This window comes from Nitrosomonas sp. PY1 (genome assembly GCF_022836435.1).
GTDB lineage: Bacteria > Pseudomonadota > Gammaproteobacteria > Burkholderiales > Nitrosomonadaceae > Nitrosomonas.
This window is the reverse complement of record NZ_BQXC01000001.1, coordinates 81,122-106,843: the sequence shown is the minus strand read 5'-3', so window position 1 is coordinate 106,843 and position 25,722 is coordinate 81,122. Positions and strand designations below refer to the sequence as shown.

Annotated in this window: 19 protein-coding genes and 1 CRISPR repeat array; of the genes, 10 read left to right on the top strand and 9 right to left on the bottom strand. The window is 43.3% G+C overall.

Features of this window, described 5'->3' with window-relative positions; genetic code table 11:
• Positions 1 to 59: 59 nt before the first annotated feature.
• On the bottom strand, positions 60 to 716 hold the full coding sequence (locus tag W03_RS00460) for a response regulator transcription factor (protein ID WP_244070335.1): 657 nt from the start codon (positions 714 to 716) through the stop codon (positions 60 to 62).
• A gap of 7 nt (positions 717 to 723) precedes the next feature.
• Positions 724 to 3,603 carry an ATP-binding protein gene (locus W03_RS00455; protein WP_244070333.1) on the bottom strand — a complete coding sequence of 960 codons (2,880 nt, stop codon included), beginning with the start codon at positions 3,601 to 3,603 and terminating at the stop codon, positions 724 to 726.
• Between the two features lie 560 nt (positions 3,604 to 4,163).
• On the opposite strand from W03_RS00455, the gene W03_RS00450 reads away from it, so the two are divergent.
• Complete coding sequence (locus W03_RS00450) at positions 4,164 to 5,231, top strand: sensor domain-containing diguanylate cyclase (protein WP_244070331.1); 1,068 nt, start codon at positions 4,164 to 4,166, stop codon at positions 5,229 to 5,231.
• A 168-nt stretch (positions 5,232 to 5,399) separates the two neighbouring features.
• A complete protein-coding gene (locus W03_RS00445) occupies positions 5,400 to 6,368 on the top strand; it encodes an MBL fold metallo-hydrolase (RefSeq protein ID WP_244070329.1) in 969 nt (322 codons plus the stop codon).
• A gap of 78 nt (positions 6,369 to 6,446) precedes the next feature.
• A CRISPR array of direct repeats spans positions 6,447 to 6,596; the repeat unit is 28 nt; unit sequence TTTCTAAGCTGCCTGTGCGGCAGCGAAC.
• A gap of 132 nt (positions 6,597 to 6,728) precedes the next feature.
• On the opposite strand, the gene cas6f is transcribed toward W03_RS00445, so the two are convergent.
• The 7 genes from cas6f to W03_RS00410 all read right to left on the bottom strand — a co-directional run bounded on the left by cas6f (position 6,729) and on the right by W03_RS00410 (position 16,184).
• The gene (gene cas6f, locus W03_RS00440; protein WP_244070327.1) at positions 6,729 to 7,373 is read right to left on the bottom strand and encodes a type I-F CRISPR-associated endoribonuclease Cas6/Csy4; all 645 of its coding nucleotides are present in this window, start codon (positions 7,371 to 7,373) and stop codon (positions 6,729 to 6,731) included.
• A 3-nt stretch (positions 7,374 to 7,376) separates the two neighbouring features.
• Positions 7,377 to 8,402: a type I-F CRISPR-associated protein Csy3 gene (csy3, locus tag W03_RS00435; RefSeq protein WP_244070325.1), complete on the bottom strand. Its 1,026-nt coding sequence runs from the start codon at positions 8,400 to 8,402 to the stop codon at positions 7,377 to 7,379.
• 2 nt (positions 8,403 to 8,404) lie between these two features.
• Positions 8,405 to 9,304 carry a type I-F CRISPR-associated protein Csy2 gene (gene csy2 / locus W03_RS00430; RefSeq protein WP_244070323.1) on the bottom strand — a complete coding sequence of 300 codons (900 nt, stop codon included), beginning with the start codon at positions 9,302 to 9,304 and terminating at the stop codon, positions 8,405 to 8,407.
• Positions 9,301 to 10,551 carry a type I-F CRISPR-associated protein Csy1 gene (gene csy1 / locus W03_RS00425; RefSeq protein WP_244070321.1) on the bottom strand — a complete coding sequence of 417 codons (1,251 nt, stop codon included), beginning with the start codon at positions 10,549 to 10,551 and terminating at the stop codon, positions 9,301 to 9,303. Before csy1 ends, csy2 begins: the two co-directional genes overlap by 4 nt.
• Before the next feature lie 32 nt (positions 10,552 to 10,583).
• Positions 10,584 to 13,937 carry a type I-F CRISPR-associated helicase Cas3f gene (gene cas3f, locus W03_RS00420; RefSeq protein ID WP_244070319.1) on the bottom strand — a complete coding sequence of 1,118 codons (3,354 nt, stop codon included), beginning with the start codon at positions 13,935 to 13,937 and terminating at the stop codon, positions 10,584 to 10,586.
• A gap of 330 nt (positions 13,938 to 14,267) precedes the next feature.
• A complete protein-coding gene (gene cas1f, locus W03_RS00415; RefSeq protein ID WP_244070317.1) occupies positions 14,268 to 15,218 on the bottom strand; it encodes a type I-F CRISPR-associated endonuclease Cas1f in 951 nt (316 codons plus the stop codon).
• Between the two features lie 45 nt (positions 15,219 to 15,263).
• The gene (locus tag W03_RS00410; protein ID WP_244070315.1) at positions 15,264 to 16,184 is read right to left on the bottom strand and encodes an AlkA N-terminal domain-containing protein; all 921 of its coding nucleotides are present in this window, start codon (positions 16,182 to 16,184) and stop codon (positions 15,264 to 15,266) included.
• A gap of 178 nt (positions 16,185 to 16,362) precedes the next feature.
• Here W03_RS00410 and W03_RS00405 point away from each other — a divergent pair, with 178 nt between their 5' ends.
• The 8 genes from W03_RS00405 (at position 16,363) to W03_RS00370 (ending at position 25,712) form a co-directional block, all read left to right on the top strand.
• Positions 16,363 to 16,698 (top strand): hypothetical protein, encoded by a 336-nt coding sequence (locus W03_RS00405; protein WP_244070313.1) that lies wholly within the window; start codon positions 16,363 to 16,365, stop codon positions 16,696 to 16,698.
• Positions 16,699 to 16,750: 52 nt separating this feature from the next.
• Positions 16,751 to 18,079 (top strand): tRNA (N6-isopentenyl adenosine(37)-C2)-methylthiotransferase MiaB, encoded by a 1,329-nt coding sequence (gene miaB, locus W03_RS00400; protein ID WP_244070311.1) that lies wholly within the window; start codon positions 16,751 to 16,753, stop codon positions 18,077 to 18,079.
• Between the two features lie 83 nt (positions 18,080 to 18,162).
• Positions 18,163 to 19,161, top strand: coding sequence for a PhoH family protein (locus W03_RS00395; protein WP_244070309.1), 999 nt, complete (start codon positions 18,163 to 18,165; stop codon positions 19,159 to 19,161).
• The gene (gene ybeY / locus W03_RS00390; protein ID WP_244070307.1) at positions 19,127 to 19,660 is read left to right on the top strand and encodes an rRNA maturation RNase YbeY; all 534 of its coding nucleotides are present in this window, start codon (positions 19,127 to 19,129) and stop codon (positions 19,658 to 19,660) included. The genes W03_RS00395 and ybeY overlap by 35 nt, the downstream gene beginning before the upstream one ends.
• Before the next feature lie 33 nt (positions 19,661 to 19,693).
• The gene (locus W03_RS00385; RefSeq protein WP_244070304.1) at positions 19,694 to 20,551 is read left to right on the top strand and encodes an HlyC/CorC family transporter; all 858 of its coding nucleotides are present in this window, start codon (positions 19,694 to 19,696) and stop codon (positions 20,549 to 20,551) included.
• Between the two features lie 39 nt (positions 20,552 to 20,590).
• Entirely contained in the window at positions 20,591 to 22,363 is a 1,773-nt protein-coding gene (recJ, locus tag W03_RS00380) for a single-stranded-DNA-specific exonuclease RecJ (protein ID WP_244070302.1), read from the top strand.
• Between the two features lie 114 nt (positions 22,364 to 22,477).
• Positions 22,478 to 24,826, top strand: coding sequence for a hypothetical protein (locus tag W03_RS00375; protein ID WP_244070300.1), 2,349 nt, complete (start codon positions 22,478 to 22,480; stop codon positions 24,824 to 24,826).
• Positions 24,827 to 24,893: 67 nt separating this feature from the next.
• Positions 24,894 to 25,712 carry a polyphosphate kinase 2 family protein gene (locus W03_RS00370; RefSeq protein WP_244070298.1) on the top strand — a complete coding sequence of 273 codons (819 nt, stop codon included), beginning with the start codon at positions 24,894 to 24,896 and terminating at the stop codon, positions 25,710 to 25,712.
• Positions 25,713 to 25,722: the final 10 nt, after the last annotated feature.

The following is a 25,722-nucleotide window of genomic DNA, read 5'->3' as shown; positions in this document are numbered from 1 at the left end:
CCTCCATTCCCTCCTCATTACGACGCGGATGATTTTTTCGGAACTTACTTTCTCAGCATTTAGTGCTTTTCAGAAATCCAGCGTGTGGCGTAACGTATTAGATCAGCCCCGTCTTTTAAATTTAATTTGGTTCGAATATTGAATCGATGCGTTTCAATGGTTTTAATACTGCGGCATAGCAGGTCGGAAATCTCTTGACTGCTTCGCCCTTGCCCAATCAAGTGAAGAATTTCAAACTCGCTCGGAGTAAGTGTATTAATCAAATCTTCAGGTGTAGCGCTTCCTCCAGAGACGAAGCGCTGCAACATTTTTTCATTCATTTGCTTACTCAGATAAACATTACCTTTTAGCACATCACGTAGCGCAGATAACATTACATCGCCTTCTTCTTGTTTCATTACATACCCCCGAGCACCAGCACGTAATGCACGCTCCGCATAAACAGACTCGTCATGCATAGAAATGAATAACACCGGAACTGTAGGGATCAATGCATGTATATTCTTTATGACTTCAAAGCCCGAAACGGTTTTAAGTGTCACATCCAGGGAAATCAAGTCGGGAGGAGGGTTTTTTTTCAAATAAGCGATCGCTTCATTACCGTCACCCGCTTCAGCAACAACTTCCATATCCGGTTCCATATTAATCAACATCGCCATGCCATGACGGAGCATGGCATGATCATCAATCAACATGATTTTGGATTTAGTTTTCATAGAAGGTTTAAGTCATTTGCATTTCTAATCGAATTTCTATCCCTCTTTCGTTCGGCTGCAAAATTTCGAATTTCGCACCCAGTTGCTTAGCACGATATTGCATAATCTTAATCCCCATTCCTGAAGTTGACTTAGGGCTATCCCCTAAACCTACTCCATCGTCACGGATTGATAAGCGTAGCATATCGCCGTCAAGTACCAAGGAAATATATAAATGCTGCGCTTGGCCATGGCGAATTGCGTTATTGGCAGCCTCTTGCGCAATTCGATATAAATTAAGCGATAAGATATTATCATCGATCATGATATTACCTTTACAAGTAAAATCACAAACGATCTTATAAGTTGTCGTTATTCTAGATGCTAAAGTCCTTAATGCTGGAATTAATCCATTAGCCTCTAATTCAAATGGCAGCAAACCTTGCGCAAGTTGTTTAATCTGTATAACAGCCGTTTGTGCTTGCGAAGCGATCGAGGCGGCAGTGACCGACATATTGTCATCGCCTATCGCAGCAATCTGTTTTTCGAGAGCTCGCGTTTGATAGCTAATGGCAGCAACCTGTTGCCCGATATTATCGTGCAACTCTTGCCCTAGTGTATGCGCTTGTTCTTCTGCAACTAAAACTAATGCTTGTTCAAGTCGTTTACGTTCAAGCCAACTCTCCAAATCACTGGCGATTGCATTAATCATTTTCTGCTCTTCCGGGAGTAGCAAAGGCTTATCGATAGGATAGAATACACGCAATTGACCGCATACTTTACCGTTTACGCTAATCGTAGACCAACAGGTACACGCAGGATCCCGTTCCGCACGTCTAGGCCGCGATTCTTGTACGACAGGTTTTATCTTGGAAAAAAATCGCTGCCCGGTATTAGGATCATATTTCCCCGAGGTGAAACGCCACCCATTCAATTCAATAACAGCCGTCGCAATTTCAGGAAACTGTAAAGCACGTATCAAATGTGTAAAAATAGTCTGGCACACATTATCAATTAAAGACTCAGCACCAATACCTCGGCGAATTTCATACAAGCAAGTCATTTCCTTTAACCGCTCATTCAATAATTCATCCACTTTTTTGCGCTCCAACCAATTAGATAAATCGCTAGCAATTGCATCGATCAGATTCTGTTCTTCTAACACCAAATATGGTTGATTGTCAGGGTAAAGTACACTTAAATAACCACAAAATTCGTTATCCACTATAATTTTCGACTGCAGGGATGATCCGATCACATCACTCTCTCTATAGCACTCAAGGCATACTTTTTCGTAATCAGGTAAAACCGCTAAAGATTTACTGTCAAAGCTCAAGCGATAGTTTTTAGAATTAAAGCGTTTTCCATAAATTTCAATGATCACTGTAGTAATCTCAGGAAATTGTATGGCAGGAATCAAAAACTCAAAAATATTTTGACACACGCTCTCTATCGATAGATTATGTGCCAAGCCGCGTCTAATCTTGTATAGACACGTGATCTCTCTTAAGCGTATATGTAGTAATTCATCGACTTGCTTGCGCTCCAGCCATCTTGAAAAATCCGTTGTAATCGCATCAATTAATTTTTGCTCTTCAACAAGAAACTTTTTATCCTCAGGATAAAAAACTCTAAGCTGGCCACATGTTTTACCATTGATGATGATGGCAGAATTCAACTCCTGTATTAAGTTTTTGGCATTATTGGATGATGCAATCTGCTTACCGTCCAATTCAATAGTTGCTGAAACATTGTCGGGATATTGTAGGGCGGGAACTAAATACCTGAAGATTCTCTGACAAAGATCGTGTACAGGCAACTCCAAATTGATATTGCTACGTATTTCATATAAACAAGTTATTTCTTTAAGCCTTTCCTGTAACTGGTTTTCTTTATAGCTTAACTCGGTAGAGAATTTCTCTGCTATTTCTTTAGCGCTACGGGCTTTTTGTTCGGATGTAATGAGCCTGCCTACAAACCAGTTAAGCAGCAATATTTCAGCGATGATTAAACCGACAAGATAAAGAATAATAATTTTTAATTCTTTATTGATGGGTTTGAATAGTTCCGACTCATCCAATTTTAGAACCATCCCTAATCCAATAGTCTGAAGAGGATGATAAGCTTCGATAACTGGAATATCGCGATAGTCTTTCGCAGCAACGACACCATTTTTTCCTTCGAGAGCGAAGCTGATTGGCTGTACTTTGGTTGCGGCGGTATGTTTTAAACGTTTAAACTTCACGCCATCCGCTTGACTGACTAAACAAGGCATCTCATTATCTCCCTCACCCTGATTGGGGGGGGCGCATAAAATAAATTCTCCTGTTTCACCAACTAAGCGGATCTCACTAAAACGTCTGGTTAATTTAGGTATGACAATTTCAACGGTCACTGTAGCAATGTGCTGATTTTTTGGATCAAAGATATCTTGGCTCGTATGCAGAATAAATTGCTTGTCCCAAAATAAAAAAGTTTTGTTTCCTCTATTTAGAGTGAGCGATTGCTCTTTGTTAATCGAAAAATGACCTGCTTGTGTTAGTAAAGTACCGTTGGCGCTATGCAAGGTGACACCCAAAAAACCCGATTGAAATAACGACTCTGTGCTACGTTGCAAACCTTCTAAAGGTTCAGTATCATTGGGTGCTATATTCAGCCTTTGTAAAGCTTTATTCCAGAAAGGACGATGCGTCAGCGCGCGCGTATCCGCAAGCGCCTTTTCTACCTGACTTTCAAGCAGCAGCGCTTTCCCTTGTAACGCAACGCTAAGCCCACGCCCCAGTGCGGACTCAACTTGCTGTCGCATGGTATAATACACAGCAAGTCCAGTCGTCAGAGTCAATCCTAATAGTAGAAGGCCACCGATAACGCTGATCTTGCGATCATCACGCAATAAAAACAATTTCATGCTCCGCAAATGAAGATCTAAGGAAACATTGAGAATTCATAGCATCGCAAACTTTTCTATGCAATTTACGGAGCTGAGTTAAAGTTTGGTGTTTTTTACTCTGAAATTGTGTTTTTTCTTGCATTATTTACCTCATTTCTCGGTTTCAGGGGCATTCGCTATCGTGCCGCACAGTCACCGGCAACTATATATGCAGTGCCTGTTCAAGGATTTCCTTGCAACTTGACCTGTCGACCGCGACATCCCACTTTGGAGCAAGTACTTCAAAGGCTGCAAATCCTCTGATCGGTTTCTATTCCTCTCGCTCATTGTTTGCAACATCTCCGTCGCACGGCCAAAATCTTCGATACAGTCGATTAATAGTTGAACACCGTCACTCATAACTTACTAGCCAAATGCTCAACCCTAAAATTAAATCAATTAAATCCGATTATACATTCATAACATTTTATGTTTAACGGAGAAGCAACTTATCCACCGTGTAAAAACAAATAATAGCGCCAAGAATCAGTCGCTATAAAGTATTCAACTACTAATTTCATTTTTAGCTTTACACTGATATGAATTATTCGATTATTATTGATCCGGTTAAGGAAAAGCAAAGAATCAAAGCGCTATATCGCTATGAAATCTTAGATACTCCTAAGAACGGCGCATTTGACAATATTACTACACTCGCAGCTCGATTTCTAAACACACCAATTGCCATTGTGAGTTTGGTCGATAAAGATAGAATATGGTTTAAATCACGCCATGGAACAGACATTACGGAAATAAATCGTGAGCCAGGCTTATGTTCATCGGCCATTTTATGCAACAAACCATATATTGTAAAAGATGCAACCCTAGACCCCAGAACTTTGGCCAACTCCTTGACAAAAGAAAAGAATGGAATTCGCTTCTATGCTGCTTCACAACTAAAAACCCATGATGGATATAATTTAGGCACACTATGTGTAGCTGATTTCAAGCCGAGAACAATTACTCAAGACGAAATCAATATTCTGGAAAGACTTTCCAAGATGGTTGTGGATCAAATGGAGTTACGCCTGGCTGCAAGGAAAATAGACGATTTAAATCAAAGCCTAGAGAAATCAAAAAATGAGCTCTACATAAAAGCAACTCACGACTATCTTACAAGAATCTGGAATAGAGGAGCGCTAATTGAACTACTTGAAAAAACATTGCACTTAGCGCACCGAGAAAATAAACCAATAAGTATTATGCATATGGATATTGATTACTTTAAAGCAGTCAATGATACCTATGGACATGATGTTGGCGATCAAGTGCTGCAGGAAATAAGCAAGCGATTCAGCAAATGTTGTCGAAAATACGATACGATTGGCCGAATGGGAGGAGAAGAATTCTTAGCAATATTGTACCCTTGTGGAGAAAAACGCATATCGTTAATTGGAAATCGTTTTCGTAAAGCAATTTGCAATAGCCCAATTAAAATTATCCATAATACAACTAACGAATTACGAATCACCGTAAGCATCGGTGCATGTTTTGTTGATAAGCAAACCGAGACTACCGACATTGCTACAGTATTGCGAAAAGCGGATGAATGCCTTTATATTGCTAAAAATAGTGGTCGTAATTGCATTATTGCAAAAAGTATTTGAGAATAATTGATAGAATTCAGTCTTTACTTCAAAAAACAAAGAAAAAACAAATGAAATTCAGTCCTCGCCAAATTGGTGAGTCATTGAGCTGATCAAGTCCGCACGACAGAATTAAGTCTTCATTGCTTTACCAAAATGAAACTGCCTTAACTCACTCAATCAATCAAAATGAATCTGACGACGAAAATCAAGCAACGTATCCTTTCGCTGTTATTTACTACACTGTTCATCAGTTCGGCCTGGGCCGCTGCACCCCAGCAGAAGTTTCAAGCACCTGGCTTCTACCGAATGATGCTGGGCCAATTCGAGATTACCGCGCTTCACGATGGAACCATCGATCTCGAACCGAGTAAGCTGCTGACCAACACAACTCCCAAGAAGGTCGAGGAGGACTTGGACGCGCTGTTTCAAGGACCTGTGATTCCTGTTTCGGTGAACGCCTTTCTGATCAATACTGGCGAGAAGCTTGTCTTGATCGATAGCGGCACCGGGCCCAGTGGCATTTTTGGTCCGAGCCTTGGGCAATTGCTGAAGAACTTGACGGCTTCGGGCTATAGTCCCGAGCAAGTCGATGAAGTGTACTTCACGCATATCCATCCGGATCATGTTGGTGGATTGATCACTCCGGCCGGTGAAGCGTTTCCGAATGCCATCATCCGACTTGATCAGCGCGAGCTTTCCTACTGGACAGACGTTGACCAAGTGATGAAAGCGCCGGAAGATCATCGTCCGTTCTTCCCCTTCGCCGAATCCGCCCTCAAGCCCTATAAGGAGGCGGGACGGCTCAAACCCTTTGCCGGAAATGCCGAACTGATATCCGGCATTCAGGCTATCTCAGCTGTTGGCCACACTCTCGGCCACACTGTCTACAAAGTCGAGTCGGAAGGCCAACGCATGTTGGTGTGGGGCGATGTGATACACGTCGGCACAATTCAATTCGCACAACCACAAGTCACCATCGTTTTTGATACTGATTCTCCAACGGCAGCCAAGGCCAGAGCGAAGATCTTTGCCGAAGCCGCTACAGATCGGGTCATTATCGCAGCCGCCCATCAGCCGTTTCCAGGTCTCGGCCATCTTCTGCGTGCAGGTACCGGATACCAATTCGTCCCGTATCCCTATGGCGGAGTGAAGTAACGCGCTTAGGGGTAGCATATTAATATTGCTTACGCAAAATCTAAAAACAGCGGTTACTACGTACAGCGAAGAAATCAAACTTTCTAAGCTGCCTGTGCGGCAGCGAACCATCTTTGATCAATTCTTCTAAATGTTTCTTTTTTCTAAGCTGCCTGTGCGGCAGCGAACATATGCTCTTGACGTGTTTCATTCTCGTCGACTTTCTAAGCTGCCTGTGCGGCAGCGAACTGACGATAAAAAAACTTAAAGCCAGTCGTGGTGCAGTATATAAGATGTTTTCTAATCAATAACCATCATGTAAATACCTGCGTCACAACTAGCTGATTTATTTGAATTGTTAAAGATCGTCCAAAAAATAGGTCAAAATTCGGGTACAGAAGCAGCGGAACTTAAACCATAGGTTGTGAAAGTTCCGCTAACGCTGCTTTCTATTTTCCTTTTTTTGATCCAAAGACAGAATGTATTACCGCTACTTAAACTTTTTAACCGAATAAACGGGGTTGTGATGATTTTGTGCGGCATTTCGCTGTAACTCATCAACATTCTTTCACACTCGATTGCATTATCGTGTTTTGCACACAACTCAACTTTGTGATTAAACGCAGTTTCATAATCCAAGTTGTGTCGCTTGGCATAACGCCGGGCTAGCCGCTCTTTGCCGGTTTTAGGTTGCTCACGCTGATAAACCGCATAACCTTTGACCGTGCTTGGTACCGGGCGAATACTGGTGCAATGCACATAATCGCTCAGGCGGTTTAATCGCTTATCCGCGTCGAACTGGATCAGCGTAGCTTCGTCCGGAGCAAACAATCGAAGCTTGCTGCCTAACACTCCAAATTTTTCACCCATCTTGTATTCGGGAATCGATAAGCCAATCGATACGCGCTTTTGCACATCCTGCGCTTCAACAAGTCCAAGGTGGATTTGCTGGAAGGTTTTGGACCAGAGGAAATGCCGGTTGATATCTGCATTAGAAATTAAAGTAATTTCCTGATAGCATTTCATGATCTATTCCTTACCGCTCTGGCCAAAAACCCCGCCACGCACCAGGACAGCCATGACATAATGTTGCTGAGTTTTATCGGCAAGTGATTCACCCAATGCAAAGCTGTCAAATAAAGTATAAAAATCAACTTTATCTTTAGGCGTTCGAAAGGCTTTCCCAAGGTTTGTTACTGCCCCATAAGGTTCGATCGCGATTGGCCCAATACCAATTTCCAGACTGTCATAGCCGGGATACCAAGTATCGATTGTGCGCAAAGCATTGCCTATTTTCTGCGAATGCATTGCCGCTACGCCATTAGTTTCATACAGGACCTTGCTTTTGTTACCCTTTCCCTTGTCTAAAACCAGTTCTTCGCTGGGATAAACTTCCTGCGCTTTTCCGACCAATGCAAAAGCCTCAATGCTGATAAGCAAATAAGGCAATCGTCCACATAATGCTTCGGCGATTCTATTTGAGAGTGCCTGTAAATCAGGATTACTTGAATCGAAGCGATTTAACGCAAAATCTTTAGCAGTGAAGGTAAATGCCTGACCGTCTCCGGTATCGACAATCACTTCGATTTTTTCCGCACCTACCCGGTTGCGCCATAAATACCGCCCATTAGCAATGTTAGTGGCATAACGTCTGGATAATTCTTTAAAACCTTCATGTTCGATGTAAGCTTGCACAACTTTCGGGTAGGATTCATTAAATTTAGGGCCATTACTGGCCGAGGGTTTTTCTACTCCCCCAAGAATTTTCAATGTGAAATGGAGCTTCAAGGTATCTTGATTTTCACTCAAAGCGCAGGCATCGACAGTTTGCAGATTAGGTTTTTCAACTTCTGCATTAAGTTTCAATGGATCACTCTGCAGTGCTGGCTTTAATCGATTGGAAATCGTACCACGCACCGATTTTTCATTCAGCTTCAATGCAATCGCTTTATCCTTCTGATGGCGTTCATTCCATGTTGTGCCATACAGATAGCCATCCGAAGGTACCAGTTTCTTTTCAAAAGCCAATACGGTTGCGTCGTTCTTAACAGCCATGTTCAGTCTCCATAGGTTGATGATAAGGTTTGGCAAAGATATAAATTTTGTTCAGGCACAACACGGTATTGCCAAAGCATGTCATCCAGTTTGGTAATGCGATAAGGCATCTTGAATTCACCCAATGTGACTACGCTTTCAGCAAAACGGTGCAGTGTGTCCCGGTCACGTTGATTCCTGGCTATGCCAAGCTCGGAAATGCCCTGAAAGCCGACGGCAATCGGCACTAGCCAGCCCGGTATTTTGCGTCGACTGCTCCAGGTGACTTTACCGTTCTCGTCCTGAGTACTGCGATGCATGATCTTTAAATGATCAAGTAATGCATCCAGAGCATCTTTGTTTTCTTCCTGCATAGTTTTCAGCATCAAATCCCGGCGTTCGATCAGTACATACCCCAACATCAAGCGGTTGAGCGCTTTTCTTGTTTCATGCTCGTTATCTTCATCAATCTGTAGAATTTCAACCGGCTTGACGGTCAATACGTCGCCACTTGCCCATTTCATACGCTGTAGCTGAGTATCAACTAAATTTTTAAAACGATCATGATCATCACTGTCCAATCCGTGAAATTCGACCCATAATGAAACTTCCAAGTGACAGCGCGCCTCTTCGACGAAGGCCGGACGACTGCCGTCTTTATCCAATGGATTAGCCGTGCCTACAATCGAATGAACGAAATCCCCCGGCCCTTTGTAAACTTTTAAATCAAACTGATGGCAACTTACTGCCACGGCATTCAACTCAATCTCGTTCAAGCCTTGTTGGTGGAGGTGCCGCTGCAAGGCATGCATCGCGCCCAGCCAAGCTGTCATCGCCGGAAAGCCAATGGAATACGGGCTACTCATGGCATTGGCGTTGTGGATTTTAAGATGGGATATTAATAAAAAACGTCTCATGTTCATTTGAAAAACTCCTTGTCGCTATTCAGTGCTTCCGATATGAGTTTTTTCACTTCAAGCAACTCGTCGTCACTCAATTTCACTTGAGTGTCTTTGTGCAGATACTCATAGCTATCCAATAGCCATTTGGCAAAAGCTGCTGCAACCTCTTTCAGCCAATCATCATGATTCTGTCGTTGCTCCAGTTTGGCATCGTCTAGCCATATTCGCTGAGCGAGTGGTAAATTCCGGTAATGCTCCGCCTCCGACCAACCTGTAGCGATCGCACGAATCTGGAATACCCGTTGCATAACCTGGTCAATCAAAAATTTAAGTGTGTTGTGAATACCGTCTCGAATCGGTTTGTTATTGATGCCACTTTTGATGAGGCGATCCAGAGTCTGGAAACTCTCCTGGAACTGCCGTGGCCACAAACTATTTCTGAAAAAGTTGCTTGTGGGGAGTCGAATCTGGCGTTGATGCAAATTAGGCGGAATGCTTGGCAATAAATAGGCCAATCCAGCATTTTGATTGTTAAGAACACTGATATTTTGTGGTTTGGTACCACCATACGCAGTAACCGTAAGTTCCAGCAAATCTTCAAAACCATGTTCGTGATGCTCATTTTTTTTACGATGCTCTCTAGCTTGCTGGGTTTTTTCTGAGAAACGCATAGTATCGATTTTTGCTTTCAGCTTTGTTAGCAAACCCGAAGGTGTCATCAGAGAAAGCAAGTGGTAGGCATCATCGACTGGAAAGTAAACCTGCTTAACCAGTTGATCGGTTTTGTTTTCACCGTCAGTTTGTTTGATAGTCATAAAACCTTCTTTAAGGCTCTCATAACTGACAGTCTGCATAGTTAATAAAGTCCGAATTTCAGGGCTATCACGCTCCAAATGTTGTAAGACGGTTTCTCCATCTTCCATAGTTAAGCTGAGGAATTTATATACATCCATTGCAGCCGCGTTACCGAGCACATCAAGTTCATACTCAACATTACCACTTCGCAAATAGCCATCGTGTCTTGGTTTACCTATTGCGATAATTGAAGTTGTTTTTGCACTTGGATGACTAAATTTTCCCGGGTGACTGACTATCGATAACCAAGCAGCACGTTTGGCTGCATCTGGTAGCCAAGTAGCTGGGAAAAATTTCTCATTTGCTTCCGCAACAAGATTTTCTTGCTCTTCATCGCTCATTGATGCTTTTACTCGAGCTTTCAACCAGTTCACCTTTCGTTCCTCAAGAAAGGAATTAATGTCCTGACTCATAATGAGATTCCTCTGTGGTTGCGATATACTTTTTACAGTTGAAACAAACCTAATTGATCCGAATAAAACCACTTGCGATCATCGTTATCTCGTTTAGGAAACGTAATTTCTCCGTAGTGCTTCGATTTTTCTGTAATTAACTGCTCAATGTCGGCGTTGAATTGACTCTCGACACCAGTCTGCTCAAGCAATGCTTGCTGGTAATCTCTTTTTAGCCACAATCTGCCGAGCATTGTTTCCGTCATTGCATCGGCTTTGGCAATGTTATTTCTCGATTGGCGAAGTATGAATTCGCCACATTCGTCCTTTTCACAGAACACTGCTTTTCCGTTTCGCCAAACCAGATACAAATTCATATCCGGTTCGCTCTCACGAAACCGGTTCAGTTGTTGCGGTACGGCAGTCAACCACCAACATTCGGTAAGCCATGCTTGTAAGCATTGCGGGCCTTTTTGATCGTATTGCGTTAATACCAGGTGTATTGCTTGGTGTTCCAAATCGGCCAAGCGTTGGCTGGGCTGCATAGATTCAGGTTGCTGGATACGAGGAACGGCATTGACTACATGGTTTAAAGCAGTTTCATCGACCAACTGGCAAAGGTCATGCGTTGTCAACCGTAACGTTTTCGCCGTTTCGTAACCGGGGCGGCAATAAGCCGGTCTGTCATCCCGGCGCAATGCACTCAGGTTATATTGCATCACAGCGATATTGGCTTGCTCGACGCTGCCTTGCCGGTGCCGTCGCACGCGTCCGGCTAATTGAATAATGGAACGGAAGGAAGACGGCTCGATGATCGCCCAATCGAAATCGTGATCCCGCCCAACTTCTTCGACTGGTGTAGCTACCAAGATAAACATGACATGCTCGGCATGTGTATTATCAAGGTGATGTCGGATAATAGGATCTTTTAATCCTTCCGGCATCTCACCGGGTTTTTCCTTACGCTTTAATACATTATCCAGGTGCTTTTCCTGCCCCTGACGCAAAAGCAAAACCTGTCGGCTGTGATAAGTCATGATTCTGGGAGTGTAGTTTTCTTCCCAATCGGCTTGCAGTAAAAATTGAGTGAGCGCCACGCAAGGTGAAATATTCGCTGTGCGGATGACACCAAAAGACACCTTCTTGCCGGTTCTCGCATCAATCGTATGATGACTGCTATGAAGGTGATAAACGGTTTGGCGGATTTTTTCAAAATAGCGCTGCTGCCGGGATTGTTCATCATTTTTTTCCAAGAGCAAATCGTCACAACGTACGATAAAAGCTTTACGCTTGACCACCTGTTTTTGCAAATTAATGACCCGTTTATCGATAAATTGCCGGTGCAGGCTCTGATACTGGTAGCAACGGTTCTTTACATCACTCTGATCGACTCGCTCCATGCGGGCGGTAAATTCATCAATCCACGCGCAGGCAATTATGGGGCTTGCTTGTTTAAAATGGCTATGCAACTGCCATCCAGCCTGATAGGCATTAAAAAAACCTTCCGCCAATGCCGGGGGAATAGTGGCCGAGGAAATCATTACTTTCCGTCCGAGCATCCCGGCGAGATGAATCAGGCGGCCGATGGCGACTAAATCGGCACCGTCGAAATCATCGACTTCATCAATCACTAAATCCGATGACAGCAACCGCAGGCAAGGCAGAATATATTTCCCTCCACGTAAAATCTCGGTAGCAGCAATGATATGATCGATGGTACAAGCCAGTACCGGTTTATATAAAAAGGCTTTGTGTTTTGCTTTGTGTTTTTCGGGAAACAAAACATCCAGAAATTCTGCGGTAGGCGCATCGCCGTAATGCAAATCTTCCTCTAATAATTGTTCCAGCGATTCCGCGCCTAGTTCCTCAAAAGCCGGTTCTTGCTCATGCTTTTTCTGTGCCTGCTCGTGCAACTCTTTAACTGCCGCCGAACCGATTAAAACAGCCAATTCGTCGTTTTTCAAACCGATGCGGTAGCGGTATTCGTCTCCGGTTTGCAGCGTCAACGTCCGCAAACCCAAAGCCAGAATGTAACGCAAGCTTTCACCATCATCGGATAAGGCGCGCATGATCTTGGCATTGACAATGGTTTTACCGCATCCGGTACTAGCCATGTTCACAATAAAACAGCCATAGCCTTGTTCCCGTATAGCTTCGTGTTGAAATTTGAATTGCTTGATATTTTCAACGGCTTTATCCTGCCATTCGTACCCGGCAGGGCTTTTTTGTTTGAGCGCTTTAATATCGTAAGCTGACTCCATTTCCGATGAAAATCTTGACAGAGTCTGACTGATTTTCAGCGCATTCTCACAAACACCGACCAAATGCTCATCGAGTTTTTGTTTGTAATTACGTTTATCATCAGTATTTGCAAACAGTGTTACAAGACTTTGCCAGTCATTTTTAGCCGGACAAGACGAGTAATAATGGTCGCCCAACATCAGGCACAAACGCGCATGGTGTAACAGCAGACGGTGAGCGCCATTGTCGAATAATTGCTGAATTTGCGGCTGTGCTTGTAATAAGCGGGTTGACCATTTTTTCAAGTATTTAAGCCATTGCGAAGATTGAGAAAGCAAGCCACCGGGGAACTCAAAACAACTGACTACACGTTTCTTATAATCCATTTCGTCGAATTTGTTTTGATAGCCCCACTCCGGCATGATGCTTTGCAAAACTCGTTGAACCGTATCCCGCTCCTTATAAGAACTTTGACCTCTTTCTGAAATAATTTCATTTTCAGGTTTTACGCGGAACGGAAGACGATGATGAGAAACTACCAACCAAGCAACCAGTTGCGCCAGCGGGGGTAAATCAGCCATGGGCTTGGTAGCATTCTGCGTGACAATTGTTTTTAGTGTTTGCTCATTCAGTTCACCTGATTGCAATAGACTTAACCAGGCTTCATCACTATCACCTGCATGTCGAACCAAAGCATTTAATAACAAGCAAGAAATCCATTCATGACGTAAGGGATCACCTTTGGTAGTTCCGGATTTGAGCTTGGCTTGAAACAAAGCTGTTGCCTTGCCCCAATCATGCAACAAAGCAGAGATAGCTACTAGCGCTTTGATAGCGGGTAAATAAGTCCAGTTATTCTCCCATTGACTATTAAGCAGGTTCTTAGCTGTGGAATTCACGGGAACAATTCCCTGTGCATTGAAACGCCTACGATTCCCCACAATCCACACCAACTCGCTGCGGCTTCTCGACCGTATCCAATGACAAGCAACAGCAGTATTTTTGGTTGCGGTTTTTCGCAGTAGGGTTTTGACCGCGATCAATCCTTCTTCCGTGATCACGGTTTGCCAGGTGTTGTTGCCGATACGGTTTGCGAATGCGTCGAATACACGCCGAGTTCTGTTAAGTGCTTTTTTCTCGCACTCAGACACAAAAGTAACCATCATAACGATTTCATCCAATGTGCTAATGGGTTAAAATCAGGCTATCTTTCATCCGCCAAGATTTAAGAGTAGCCTGATTTCTATGACTATTATGCAAACCAAGCATAACATCCACAGGCTCGAAGAGTGATCTCGCATACAAAGCGGGATTTGCATTCTTACCTTATATGTCAGTTAGCATACTCTAAGTAAGTAGAATTAACAACCAATATTATCTTATTTATAAATTGACAAAATACTTAATCTTAATTTAATATCTTTTTACTATCGTACAGATAGTTTAGAAAAATATAATCTTAGTTATAAATTGGATTTATCTGCCGTACAGGCAGCTTAAAAGCAACCGCTATTATTTGTAGCGGTTGCTTTTACCTGACCAAACATAAAATCCAAAGCCTTGTGTTCGGTAAACTTTTGCAGAATCTGCTGGCGGAATTCCTGTTCACTCATTTTTTCCTTGGCACAAACAAAAGCCCAAGGCAGGACGATGGCGTCTTTGACGAGGTCGGCGATATCGAACACCAATGCGCCTCGGCGGGTTTTGCCGTGCATCACAGCAAAACCGTGCGGAATACCCAATACCCAAAGTGTAGCCGCAGCCAATCCGTAAGCTAAGTAATTACCATGATTGAGAAAAGCATTGGCGCTGTCGGTGCTGTCGTAATTACGCACGAAATCTTTTTGCTGGGTTCGGCTGACGGCTATTTTGTAGAGGTTTTTGGTGAGTTGAGCTTCGATCAACAGTAATTCAGTGACATTGTTTGCTTGCTCGACTTTGTTTGAGAGACCTGAAAACGCCTGCATGACATCTTGATCGTCGATAAAGAAATTTTCATTTTTCAGGTCCTTATCCTTGTTCCATACATTTTGCAGGTAATTGATGCGCATCAGTTGAAAATGTTTGGCAACCCACAATCGTTTCGCTTCATCGAACCAGAATGATAACCATCCCTGTACGTATTCGGTCGGCCTGTATTCACTTTGCGGTGTCAACCATTCGATTTCACTACCTGCTAGTAGTGGCGTACCACCTCCACCGCTAAAGCCGATCAAAACACCCGCAGATGCGAGCATACGAACTGCCGCTTGGGTAATGGAAGTGCCGGTACCTAATAAAATAACTGTGGTATTGGCAATCGGAATATTCCAGTAGAGCTGCTCGTCCTTGGCTTCTGTCAAATAGAGAACACGACCGTCTTTTTGCATTACCCGGCATTTCTCCAAATAGTAAATATTAGCCCGCTTGGAATGTAATATTGCTTTTAAATCTGTAAGTTGCTCCATTTAAAACACTCCTGACTATGAAACAATACTAGTGATTCAATTGACTTATGCTCCCATCACACTTCCTAATGACCATAAATGCACAGCGACCAATGCACGCCAAGGGGAAAATTGCTCCAACCATTGCTGTACTTGCTTTTCACTCATTTTGTTAGGGCTAGCAAGAAGTTTCTGTAAACCGCGACGCACGGCAACATCGCCGTGTAATGAAGCATCAAGCCATCCAAAGCCACGCAATAAAACATAATTAATGGTCCAAAGGCCGATACCACGAACCGCACCGAGTTGTCGCTGTAGGCTGTCGATGGGAGGTACCGTAAATTCATCTGTGAAATGTAATTCACCATTTGAGAGCATACGGCTGACGGTCAGCAAGGCTTCGGCTTTGGTCAAGGAAAGTCCGCAATTGCGCAGTTCTTCTACGCGCAGTTGCGCGATGCGTTCGGCATTTGGGTAGCACAATAATCCGCTTGAGTGTGAAATATCGGTGTAGCGAATTAGTTTGCGCCGAATTGATACGGCGGCGTTGACACTGATCTGTTGTCCAATGATCGCCCAGCTGATTGCTTCAAAAACGGAAAAAGTAGTAGGAATTCGCAACCCCGTTTGTTTACGCAGCATAGGACCTAACTCAGGGTGATTCCGAAAACATTGCTCAAATTCCTCGATTGCTTGGGTTAATCCCAATAATCGGTGCAAATACTTGCTCAGTAAAGCAGAGTCGCCGTTGTTTACAGTTCCATCAAGGGTTAACTGAGCTTGCGCGACACCGGATTGAAAATGGATGGTCAAGCAAGCTGGTTGCTCATTCCAAAGCAACCCTTTGGTTAGCGAATGCTCATTAACATATTCTGCAATTGCTTGGGGGTCACGCTGATGAAACGCTAGAATTGCGTTAATGTGGTAGTGTTTCGGCAGTTCAATCTTGCAGGTCAATTGTGTTTTAATCACCGGACTTGATTCCATGTTAATCTCTGCATGAATACACCCATGCACTATAAAGAATCAGAATGATGAATACAAATCCATTGCTCGGCATTTTCCGTTTAGCGTATCATTAGGTCACTCTAAAAACGAGTCTTAGTACCGGATGTTTGTATATTGTCGATCATTCTGATTTGATAGCATTTTCTTGGCAATGATTATGAAGATTACACGTGCGATCGGATATTTTTTGATTGGGTTGATTTTATCGGTGACAGGGGTCATGTCGGCTTCTGGTCAAATGGAAAGAAATTTTCCACCCGATAGCAAATTGGGAAATTTGAATGGCGCGTCTTTTCCTCAATTCAATATTGATGGAAATCTCATGATTATGGGAGCAGCAGGACAAGTACGCGACAGCGACAATCAAATTGTATTACCCAATGCCACGTATAAACGCGGCGCCATACGTTATCAAATTGATATGATGGGAAATTTGCATCGTATCTGGTATTTGACCGAAGAAGAAGCCAAAGGCGAGAAAAAAATAAAATGACTTTTGCCTGCAAGGCGCACAATTCACTTAAATTCAGGACCAGTAATAATCTGTGAGTAACAAACTATATATCAAAACTTTTGGTTGCCAGATGAATGAGTACGACTCGGAGAAAATGGCCGATGTGCTGCATGCTGCATATGGCATGGAGGCAACCGACGATCCCGCTCAAGCCGATGTGATCTTATTTAATACTTGTTCTGTGCGCGAGAAAGCGCAAGAAAAAGTATTTCATGATCTGGGTCGTGTACGCCATTTGAAAGAAAAAAATCCTCATTTGTTGATTGGCGTGGGAGGGTGTGTCGCGAGCCAGGAAGGGAAGGCGATTGTGACCCGCGCTCCATTCGTCGATGTGGTCTTTGGTCCGCAAACATTGCATCGGTTACCACAGTTGATTGAAACACGTAAAGCGACTGGTCGGCCACAAGTGGATATTTCGTTTCCTGAAATCGAAAAATTCGACCATCTACCGCCGGCCCGTACCGAAGGCGCTACAGCATTCGTATCAATCATGGAAGGCTGTAGCAAGTATTGCAGCTTTTGCGTAGTGCCTTATACGCGGGGAGAGGAAGTATCCCGTCCACTTGATGATGTGTTGACGGAAATTGCCGTACTGGCAGACCAAGGCATTAAGGAAATCACTCTGCTAGGGCAAAATGTCAATGCCTATTTGGGCGTCATGGATGACGGCGAGATTGCCGATTTTGCTTTGTTATTGGAATATTTGCACGAAATTCCCGGCATTGAGCGCATTCGCTATACTACCTCGCATCCTAAAGAATTTACTACACGCTTAGTTGAAGCGTATCGCAACTTGCCAAAACTGGTCAATCATTTGCATTTGCCAGTGCAATCCGGCTCCGACCGGGTGCTTGCAGCAATGAAACGTGGCTACAGCGTGCTGGAATATAAATCGATCATTCGAAAACTACGCGCTATTCGTCCAGATATTTCATTATCTTCAGATTTTATTGTGGGATTTCCTGGAGAAACCGAGTCCGATTTTGCGGCCACAATGAAATTAATTGAAGAATTAAATTTTGACGAATCGTATAGCTTTGTTTATAGCCCTCGCCCTGGCACACCTGCCGCAGATTTACCCGATGAAACGCCGCAGGAAGTCAAGCTAGAACGATTGCACCGCTTGCAAGCACAAATCAATCAACAAGCTCGCAAAATCAGTCAAAGCATGGTGAATTCGGTACAACGGGTATTACTGGAAGGTGTTTCTAAAAAGAATGCCGGTGAATTTTCCGGTCGAACCGATAATAATCGAGTCGTCAATCTAACAAGCAGTCCTGAACATGTCGGCAGCTTCATCAATGTTCGTATTACCGAAGCGCGCGCTCATTCTCTACGCGGCGAAATGCTATCGGAATAATTGCGATACGCTACGTGGTTTTTTGCTTGCAAAGTATCGCAACCGCTGCGACAATCGCACTATTGTAATAGCATCGTTTAACATTGAAATCAGCATCTCTCGAAATCTCCTTCACACCCGCCGACAATCAGCGACTGGCCAACTTGTGCGGTTCTTTGGACGAAAATCTCAAACAAGTTGAAAATGTATTGGATGTGGAAATATCCCGCCGTGGTGAGCATTTCAGCCTGTCAGGTCGTTCTGATCAAACTAAATTGGCTGCAAAGGTTTTACGCGATTTTTACAACCAATCGAAGCAGCACTTGAGCTTGGAGCAAATTCAATTGGGTTTGGTCGAGGCACTGAACTCAGGAAAACCAACAACTGTGGGAGATGGCGATATCAATATATCCTTAGTGAATTCGCCAGTACCGGCGTCACTGATGACGCGCCGTAGTAACCTTCATGGCCGGACGCCGCGTCAAATTCAATATTTGCAACAAATTCAAGATCACGATATCACGTTCGCCATCGGCCCTGCCGGTACCGGAAAAACCTATCTTGCAGTAGCCAGCGCGGTCGATGCTTTGGAACGTGGTTTGGTATCTCGTTTGATTTTGGTCCGACCAGCCGTCGAAGCAGGGGAACGTTTGGGCTTTTTACCGGGCGATCTGACGCAGAAAGTCGATCCTTACTTACGTCCTTTGTATGATGCGCTTTATGATTTGATGGGGTTCGATAAAACGAGCAAGCAGTTTGAGCGCAATACCATTGAAATTGCACCGCTCGCATTTATGCGCGGACGCACCTTGAATCAATCGTTTATTATTTTGGATGAAGCGCAAAACACGACCCCTGAACAAATGAAAATGTTTTTGACACGCATCGGCATGGGATCTAAGGCAGTGATAACCGGCGATATTACGCAAATCGATCTACCAAAACACCAAAAAAGCGGTTTGGTGGATGTTCAAGACGTATTGACGAATATTCGCGGCATTGCTTTCACTCGCTTTAAATCGGACGACGTAGTCAGACATCCTTTGGTGCAACGCATCATCAACGCTTATGAGCAACACGATCGACGCACTGCCGAACCTTGACACGTTGCATATGCATCCCACTTTTAAGCTTGCAGTGCAATATGCCAGCGGCGATTCCGAAGCACTGCCGACACGCCAGCAATTTCGCCGTTGGGTCAAAGCTGCATTGACACAACAAGCTGAGATTGTCATTCGTATCGTTGACGAAGTGGAAGGGCAGCAATTAAATGGCAAGTTCCGTGGAAAAGATTATGCTACCAACGTGCTTACCTTTACCGATCATGATGTTCAACCGATGATGGGCGATATTGTACTGTGCGCACCGATCATCCTCCAAGAAGCGCAACAGCAACGCAAACAGCTGCACGCGCATTATGCGCATTTGACGATACATGGCGTATTGCATCTACAAGGATACGATCATCTGATTGAGTCGGAAGCGGTTGCAATGGAACAGATGGAAAGCCAGATATTGTCTCGTTTTGGCTATCAAAATCCTTATTTGGAACAAAAAACGGACGTGACTCTGCAATTAGCAAAATCTGAGCGCCTAACCTGAATAATCAAAATTTACATTTTATGAGCACAATACATGGATGATCCTTCACCTAAGAGCGGCTGGCTAGAACGACTCAGTGCTTTGTTGATTCGTGAGCCAGAAGACCGCGAACAATTAATTACCGTGTTGCACTCCGCATTTGAGCGAGATCTGCTCGATTCAGATGCACTCAGCATGATAGAGGGTGTCATGCAGGTTTCAGAAATGCAGGCACGCGATATCATGGTGCCACGCTCACAGATGGACTTAATCGATATCAGTAAAAAACCGGAAGAGTTCATTCCATTTATGATTGAAGCTGCGCATTCACGTTTTCCTGCTATCGAAGGAAACGAGGACGAAATCATCGGCATTCTGCTCGCAAAAGATTTGCTACGCTATTATGCAGACCCAGATGAGTTCAATTTGCGCGGCATGTTACGTCCAGCCGTGTTTATTCCCGAATCCAAGCGTTTAAATGTACTATTGAAAGATTTTCGCAGTAACCGCAATCATATGGCTATTGTAGTCAATGAATACGGTGGCGCTGCTGGATTGGTAACAATCGAAGATGTATTGGAACAAATTGTTGGTGAAATTGAAGACGAATACGATTTCGACGAAGAGGAAGACAATATCGTAGCCGAAGCGGAAGACGTGTATCGCATCAAAGCAATCACCGAAATCGAGTGCGTTAATCAAGCACTCAATACGTATTATGATGATACAGATTACGATACTATCGGCGGTCTGGTGCTAAATAAATTTGGCCGCATGCCTAACCGCGGTGAATCAGTTGCCATTGATCCATTTAAATTTACAGTACAACGCGTAGATAGCCGTCGAATTTATTTACTCAAAGCAGAGAAAATTACAGATGCAGAAAATGTAGCAACCGATGTTTCTGGCTGATATTTTCTGAAGCGATGTTTGACGGGCAACGTTAGATACATGAGCAAAATTGTTACCCGATTATTTGACCCCCAATGCTATAAGAATTTAAGTGATGGTGGGCTACCTCCTGTTCTAGCGCGTATTTACGCCGCACGAGGCATTCATAATATCCAACAGCTGGAAACAGAACTGGCGCAGTTGATCCCCTTTACGCAACTCAAAAACGTCACTCAAACCGCCGCATTGCTGGCTGATGCGATTGCCGCTAAGAAACGCTTATTAATTATTGCGGATTACGATTCCGACGGCGCCACTGCTTGCGCAATTGGTATTCGCATCTTACGAAAATTTGGTGCCGTTGTTGATTATTTAGTACCGAATCGCTTTGAATTTGGCTACGGTTTAACGCCAGAAATCGTTCGACTTGCGCATACACTGAAAAAACCGGATATTCTGATTACTGTCGATAACGGTATTGCCAGTATCGACGGTGTTACGGAAGCAAATGCACTCGGTATGCGCGTACTCATTACCGATCATCATCTCCCGGGGGAGGCATTACCGGATGCGGCTTCAATTATCAACCCCAATCAACCCGGTTGCCCTTTTCCGAGCAAAAGTATTGCAGGTGTCGGTGTGATTTTTTATCTGATGTTGGCACTGCGAGCTGAGCTGCGTAACCGAAACGCTTTTTCCGCGTCTATGCCGGAACCCAATTTGGCTAACTTTCTCGATCTGGTTGCGCTTGGAACAGTTGCGGACGTGGTTAAATTGGATAGCAATAATCGTATCCTAGTGCAACAAGGCTTGCAGCGTATGCGCAAAGGGCAGTGTTGCGCTGGCATCCACGCTTTATTACAAATCGCAAAACGTGACTACCGGCAAATTTCCACTTATGAATTGGGTTTCATCATCGGGCCACGCTTAAATGCAGCAGGTCGTCTAGATGACATGTCGTTAGGCATTGAGTGCTTAATTACCGATGATGAAGCCTACGCTGCGCACATTGCGCAGCAATTGGATACATTAAATGGCGAGCGGCGCGAGATCGAATCAGTCATGCAAGAAAGCGCATTAATTAAGCTGGAACATTTGCTGACACGACACCAAACAGAAACAGAAGCTCAAGATAACTACACCATCAGCTTATACGATCAGGATTGGCATCAAGGTGTGATTGGCATTCTCGCTTCACGAATTAAAGATAAATATCACCGTCCAGCGATTATTTTTGCTCCTGGTCATGGCGATGAGTTGAAAGGCTCAGGGCGCTCTATCCAGGGATTTCATTTGCGTGATGCATTGGATTGGATAACTAAAAAACACCCTGGACTCATTATCAAATTTGGCGGTCACGCAGCCGCTGCAGGATTGACTATTAAACAGCAAGCATTCATGCAATTCTGCCGAGCTTTTGAACAAGCTGCGCAAGCACTCTTGTCACCGCATGATTTGACGCACGTAATTGAAACCGATGGCGATCTAATGCTATCGGAAATCAATTTGGAATTAGCCGAGTTTCTGGATCAACAAGTTTGGGGGCAAGGATTCCCACAACCTACCTTTATGACCCGTTTTACGATAGAAAGTCAGCGTACTGTAGGTGGAAAGCATTCAAAACTGCGCTTACGAAAACTGCATACTTTAGATCGAGACGACCACGAGCCACCGGCTGAGGCTACCTACGACGCGATATTATTTTTTTATCACGACCCATTACCCGAAGTAATTGATGCCGTATATCGCGTCCAAGTCAATGAATTTAATGGAAGAAGGACAATGCAGCTACTCTTGGAGCATTGGATTCAAGTGCAAGATTCATCCGATTAAATACCACAGCTTTAATCAGCAACTCTATCAATCATAAGGATCGTACATTAAACTATCCTACACATCAGGAAAGCAACAAGGAACCTCGGTCGATCGCAAGAATAGGATTCTAATATGATGAAGGCTTTATTATTTACGGCTATTATTATCGTAAGCACCTTGTTGGCTTGTAGTGTATCCGCTGCGGATCCTTGCCGTGACGATCCGTTTTGTACCAAGGCTCAAAATTCTCGGTTCGACAGCCCTAATCGTTTCATTTTTGTCGGCGCATACCCTGGCGATGAACTTCTGATTTATCCGTTCATGAAGGATCATTGTTCTGAAAATACCAATTATTGCGCCATGATTATTGCCACGCAAGGTAAATCAGGTTGCAAATCAGAATCGGAGAGTGCAAGCAGTTGCGGCGAACAACGTACTTTAGAGTTGCGTGCGTCTGCTGAATATTTGAACGCCGATGTATGGCATTATGATTTACCAGATAGTCAAGCGATTATACCGCACACGCTAGAGCAAACCCGCTCTACTTATCAGTACATTGTACAAACTAGCGGTTTATTGGATTTATCGCACTACTTTGAAAATCTTTTTACAAAGCTGCAATTATCCAGCGACAAACCCATTGTTATCATCAGTCTAAATCCTTTTCGCGGTTCGATCAGCCAATCTGGAGACAATGTGGCACGTGTATTGGATGAGTCGGTAGATCGTGCTGTGGAAAAATTACAGCAATCAGGACATGCGATTTCGTACTTATATGCCAATTCCAGTATAAAAAAATCTTGGGGTAATGCTATTAATAAAGACAACGATGCGTCTTTTTCATGTCGAAACGGCAATGCGCATTTACTTGCGACACATACCGAGATGACTAACTTTGAGGTGTTCAAGCATGGATTTTATGGAATTTATCCATCGCAAATCTTTCATAATGGCGCTATCGATAATAATTCAGATCATTATCAATTTTGTTTAGAACATGCAAAAAAATATTTTTCGACTAAACCTAATGAGAAAATTGTTGGTTTTGCCTTGAATGAGCCCAGTCATATCAGCGAGGTTGCAAGCTTTTCCAATGCATTTGCTTTCACGCCTAAAGATTTAAACGATGTTACACGGTACTTAAATAGAAACACCCATAACTTGATTCCTGTGATTGAAATTGGCCGGTTCCTTTTTGATGAAACGACACACTCTTTCAGAGAGCTCGATGTTACTCCGTTGGCTCAAGCCATAACGGCCTCGGATTATCAAGGTCCCATACTATTTCTCGTTGATGAACCATTATGGAGATTGCGTTTATCCTGCCTCAATCAGAACCCAACCGCTTGTACTGAAATTACTGATAAATATACCCGCACACTGGATATATTTAGGAAAATCGGCGCAGAATTACGTAAAGCCTTGCCAGGAAGCGGCATGCTCCACATCGAAGCATTTGCTGAGTTAATCTATCAGAAAAATAGCAATCCTTCAGATAATGTGATTCTGCTAGATGACGTTGAATACTTGGGATATGACTGCTATGGATCGTTTGATCAATGCGGCATGACCGACATTTCCAATATTTTCTCAGATACCAATAACACTACAAATATCGCAAGCCTTAGTATCGTTGAATCTTTCAGTAACGCTTATCCCGATAACCTAATACCATATAAAATCACCGATTCAAATGTCATTAATTTTTTATTAAAAGAATTAGGGTTGAAAAACCTTCCTTTTTTGAAAGTCTTTCAGAAACTACCCTTTCTATTCGACTCTGACCATAAATTAAACCTGGTTTGTGATAGCTCCAATTCGGAATGCATTATTGCTGGGGCAACTTCAGAAAATACCATCACTTCATCCATGCCACAAAGCGTATACATCGATTGGATTAGAAACGCAGTGTTGTCCATGGAAACGGTTCATCCGATTGGACGAAAAATTTTTCTCGTACCCGGTACTTTCCAAAACTTTTACCACTTTCCTTCCGAAAATCAAACGATTGATCAAATTAATGCATTTGCACAAGTTTTTGATTCTTCCCCTTTGTTTGGCGGCATGGGAGGGTTTATTTGGGGAGACTTACAAGAAGGTCCCATACCATTTATTGGCGCACGCTCATTATTTAATGTAAGACTTGCAATTGCAGATATCTTTCGTGAATATATAGAGGCTAAAAAAGTATTCGCCACTAAGACAGAATTCCATCCCGCCATGAGCCTAGTGGGTGCCATCGGAGCACGCGGCTCATTCCAACAGTTGACAACGTATGGCGCAACACAAGGTGATATCTATTTTCAAAGCGCAGGCATGGATAGTTGTTCATTGAAAATTGGCGATCATTTGCAACAAGTACTTACGATCAATCAACTCAATTACATCCCAATTCCAATCTTGACAACACCTCTAGATATCGAAGCCATTTGTTTAAAACGACAACGAATATTTAGCAAAAAGATGCAATTTGTCAATTGATCTGCTTGATTGTTGCTTCCGAAAAAGTAGACTACTATGAATATCAGATCCTTACAGAGTGAATGCCATGAAAAAATATCAAATAAAAGCAGATGATCAAGTAACACTGTCAAAGTTTGATCCCGACGACACCGATAATTTTAAAAAAACAGCCAGCGATAAAGAAAAAGCGAAAACACAAACGAAAAGCTACACTAAAAAAATTCAGCAGCTTCAAGAGCGTCTGTATGCTAACGGCAAATACTCACTACTGATTATTCTGCAGGGAATGGATACCAGCGGGAAAGATGGCACAATAAAAAGCGTCATGTCATGCGTCAACCCGCAAGGATGCCAAGTCGCAACATTTAAAACACCATCGGAGCAAGAATTGAAGCACGATTTCTTGTGGAGAGTACATTATAGTGCGCCGGAAAAAGGCCATATTGGGATTTTTAACCGCTCTCATTATGAAGACGTACTGATTACTCGCGTTCATGGCAAGATATCCGACAAAATCGCTAAGCAACGCTTTGAGCAAATTAATGCGTTTGAAGAAATGTTGTCGGAAAATGGTACGACTATTGTAAAATTTTTTCTGCATATTTCTAAAGACGAACAGAAAAAACGATTGGAAGAGCGTATCCGTAACCCAGAAAAAAATTGGAAATTTAATATTGGAGATATCGAAGAACGAAAGTTTTGGCAAGATTATATGGACGCTTTTGAGGACATGATTCGGGCAACCAGCACCGAGCGATCACCTTGGTTTGTGATTCCGGCCAATCGCAACTGGTATCGTAATCTACTAGTTGCGCAAATCGTGGCCAGTGCCTTAGAAAGCATGAAATTAAAAATGCCGGCAGCACCCTCAAATATTGATTTTGCTACGCTAAAAATCGAATAAACCGTACTTT

Bases quoted from the DNA above. Each gene is read 5' to 3' on its own strand.
- W03_RS00460 (WP_244070335.1), bottom strand. From the start codon at position 716: ATGAAAACTAAATCCAAAATCATGTTGATTGATGATCATGCCATGCTC.
- W03_RS00455 (WP_244070333.1), bottom strand. From the start codon at position 3,603: ATGAAATTGTTTTTATTGCGTGATGATCGCAAGATCAGCGTTATCGGT.
- W03_RS00450 (WP_244070331.1), top strand. From the start codon at position 4,164: ATGAATTATTCGATTATTATTGATCCGGTTAAGGAAAAGCAAAGAATC.
- W03_RS00445 (WP_244070329.1), top strand. From the start codon at position 5,400: ATGAATCTGACGACGAAAATCAAGCAACGTATCCTTTCGCTGTTATTT.
- cas6f (WP_244070327.1), bottom strand. From the start codon at position 7,373: ATGAAATGCTATCAGGAAATTACTTTAATTTCTAATGCAGATATCAAC.
- csy3 (WP_244070325.1), bottom strand. From the start codon at position 8,402: ATGGCTGTTAAGAACGACGCAACCGTATTGGCTTTTGAAAAGAAACTG.
- csy2 (WP_244070323.1), bottom strand. From the start codon at position 9,304: ATGAACATGAGACGTTTTTTATTAATATCCCATCTTAAAATCCACAAC.
- csy1 (WP_244070321.1), bottom strand. From the start codon at position 10,551: ATGAGTCAGGACATTAATTCCTTTCTTGAGGAACGAAAGGTGAACTGG.
- cas3f (WP_244070319.1), bottom strand. From the start codon at position 13,937: ATGATGGTTACTTTTGTGTCTGAGTGCGAGAAAAAAGCACTTAACAGA.
- cas1f (WP_244070317.1), bottom strand. From the start codon at position 15,218: ATGGAGCAACTTACAGATTTAAAAGCAATATTACATTCCAAGCGGGCT.
- W03_RS00410 (WP_244070315.1), bottom strand. From the start codon at position 16,184: ATGGAATCAAGTCCGGTGATTAAAACACAATTGACCTGCAAGATTGAA.
- W03_RS00405 (WP_244070313.1), top strand. From the start codon at position 16,363: ATGAAGATTACACGTGCGATCGGATATTTTTTGATTGGGTTGATTTTA.
- ybeY (WP_244070307.1), top strand. From the start codon at position 19,127: ATGAGCAACACGATCGACGCACTGCCGAACCTTGACACGTTGCATATG.
- W03_RS00385 (WP_244070304.1), top strand. From the start codon at position 19,694: ATGGATGATCCTTCACCTAAGAGCGGCTGGCTAGAACGACTCAGTGCT.
- recJ (WP_244070302.1), top strand. From the start codon at position 20,591: ATGAGCAAAATTGTTACCCGATTATTTGACCCCCAATGCTATAAGAAT.
- W03_RS00375 (WP_244070300.1), top strand. From the start codon at position 22,478: ATGATGAAGGCTTTATTATTTACGGCTATTATTATCGTAAGCACCTTG.
- W03_RS00370 (WP_244070298.1), top strand. From the start codon at position 24,894: ATGAAAAAATATCAAATAAAAGCAGATGATCAAGTAACACTGTCAAAG.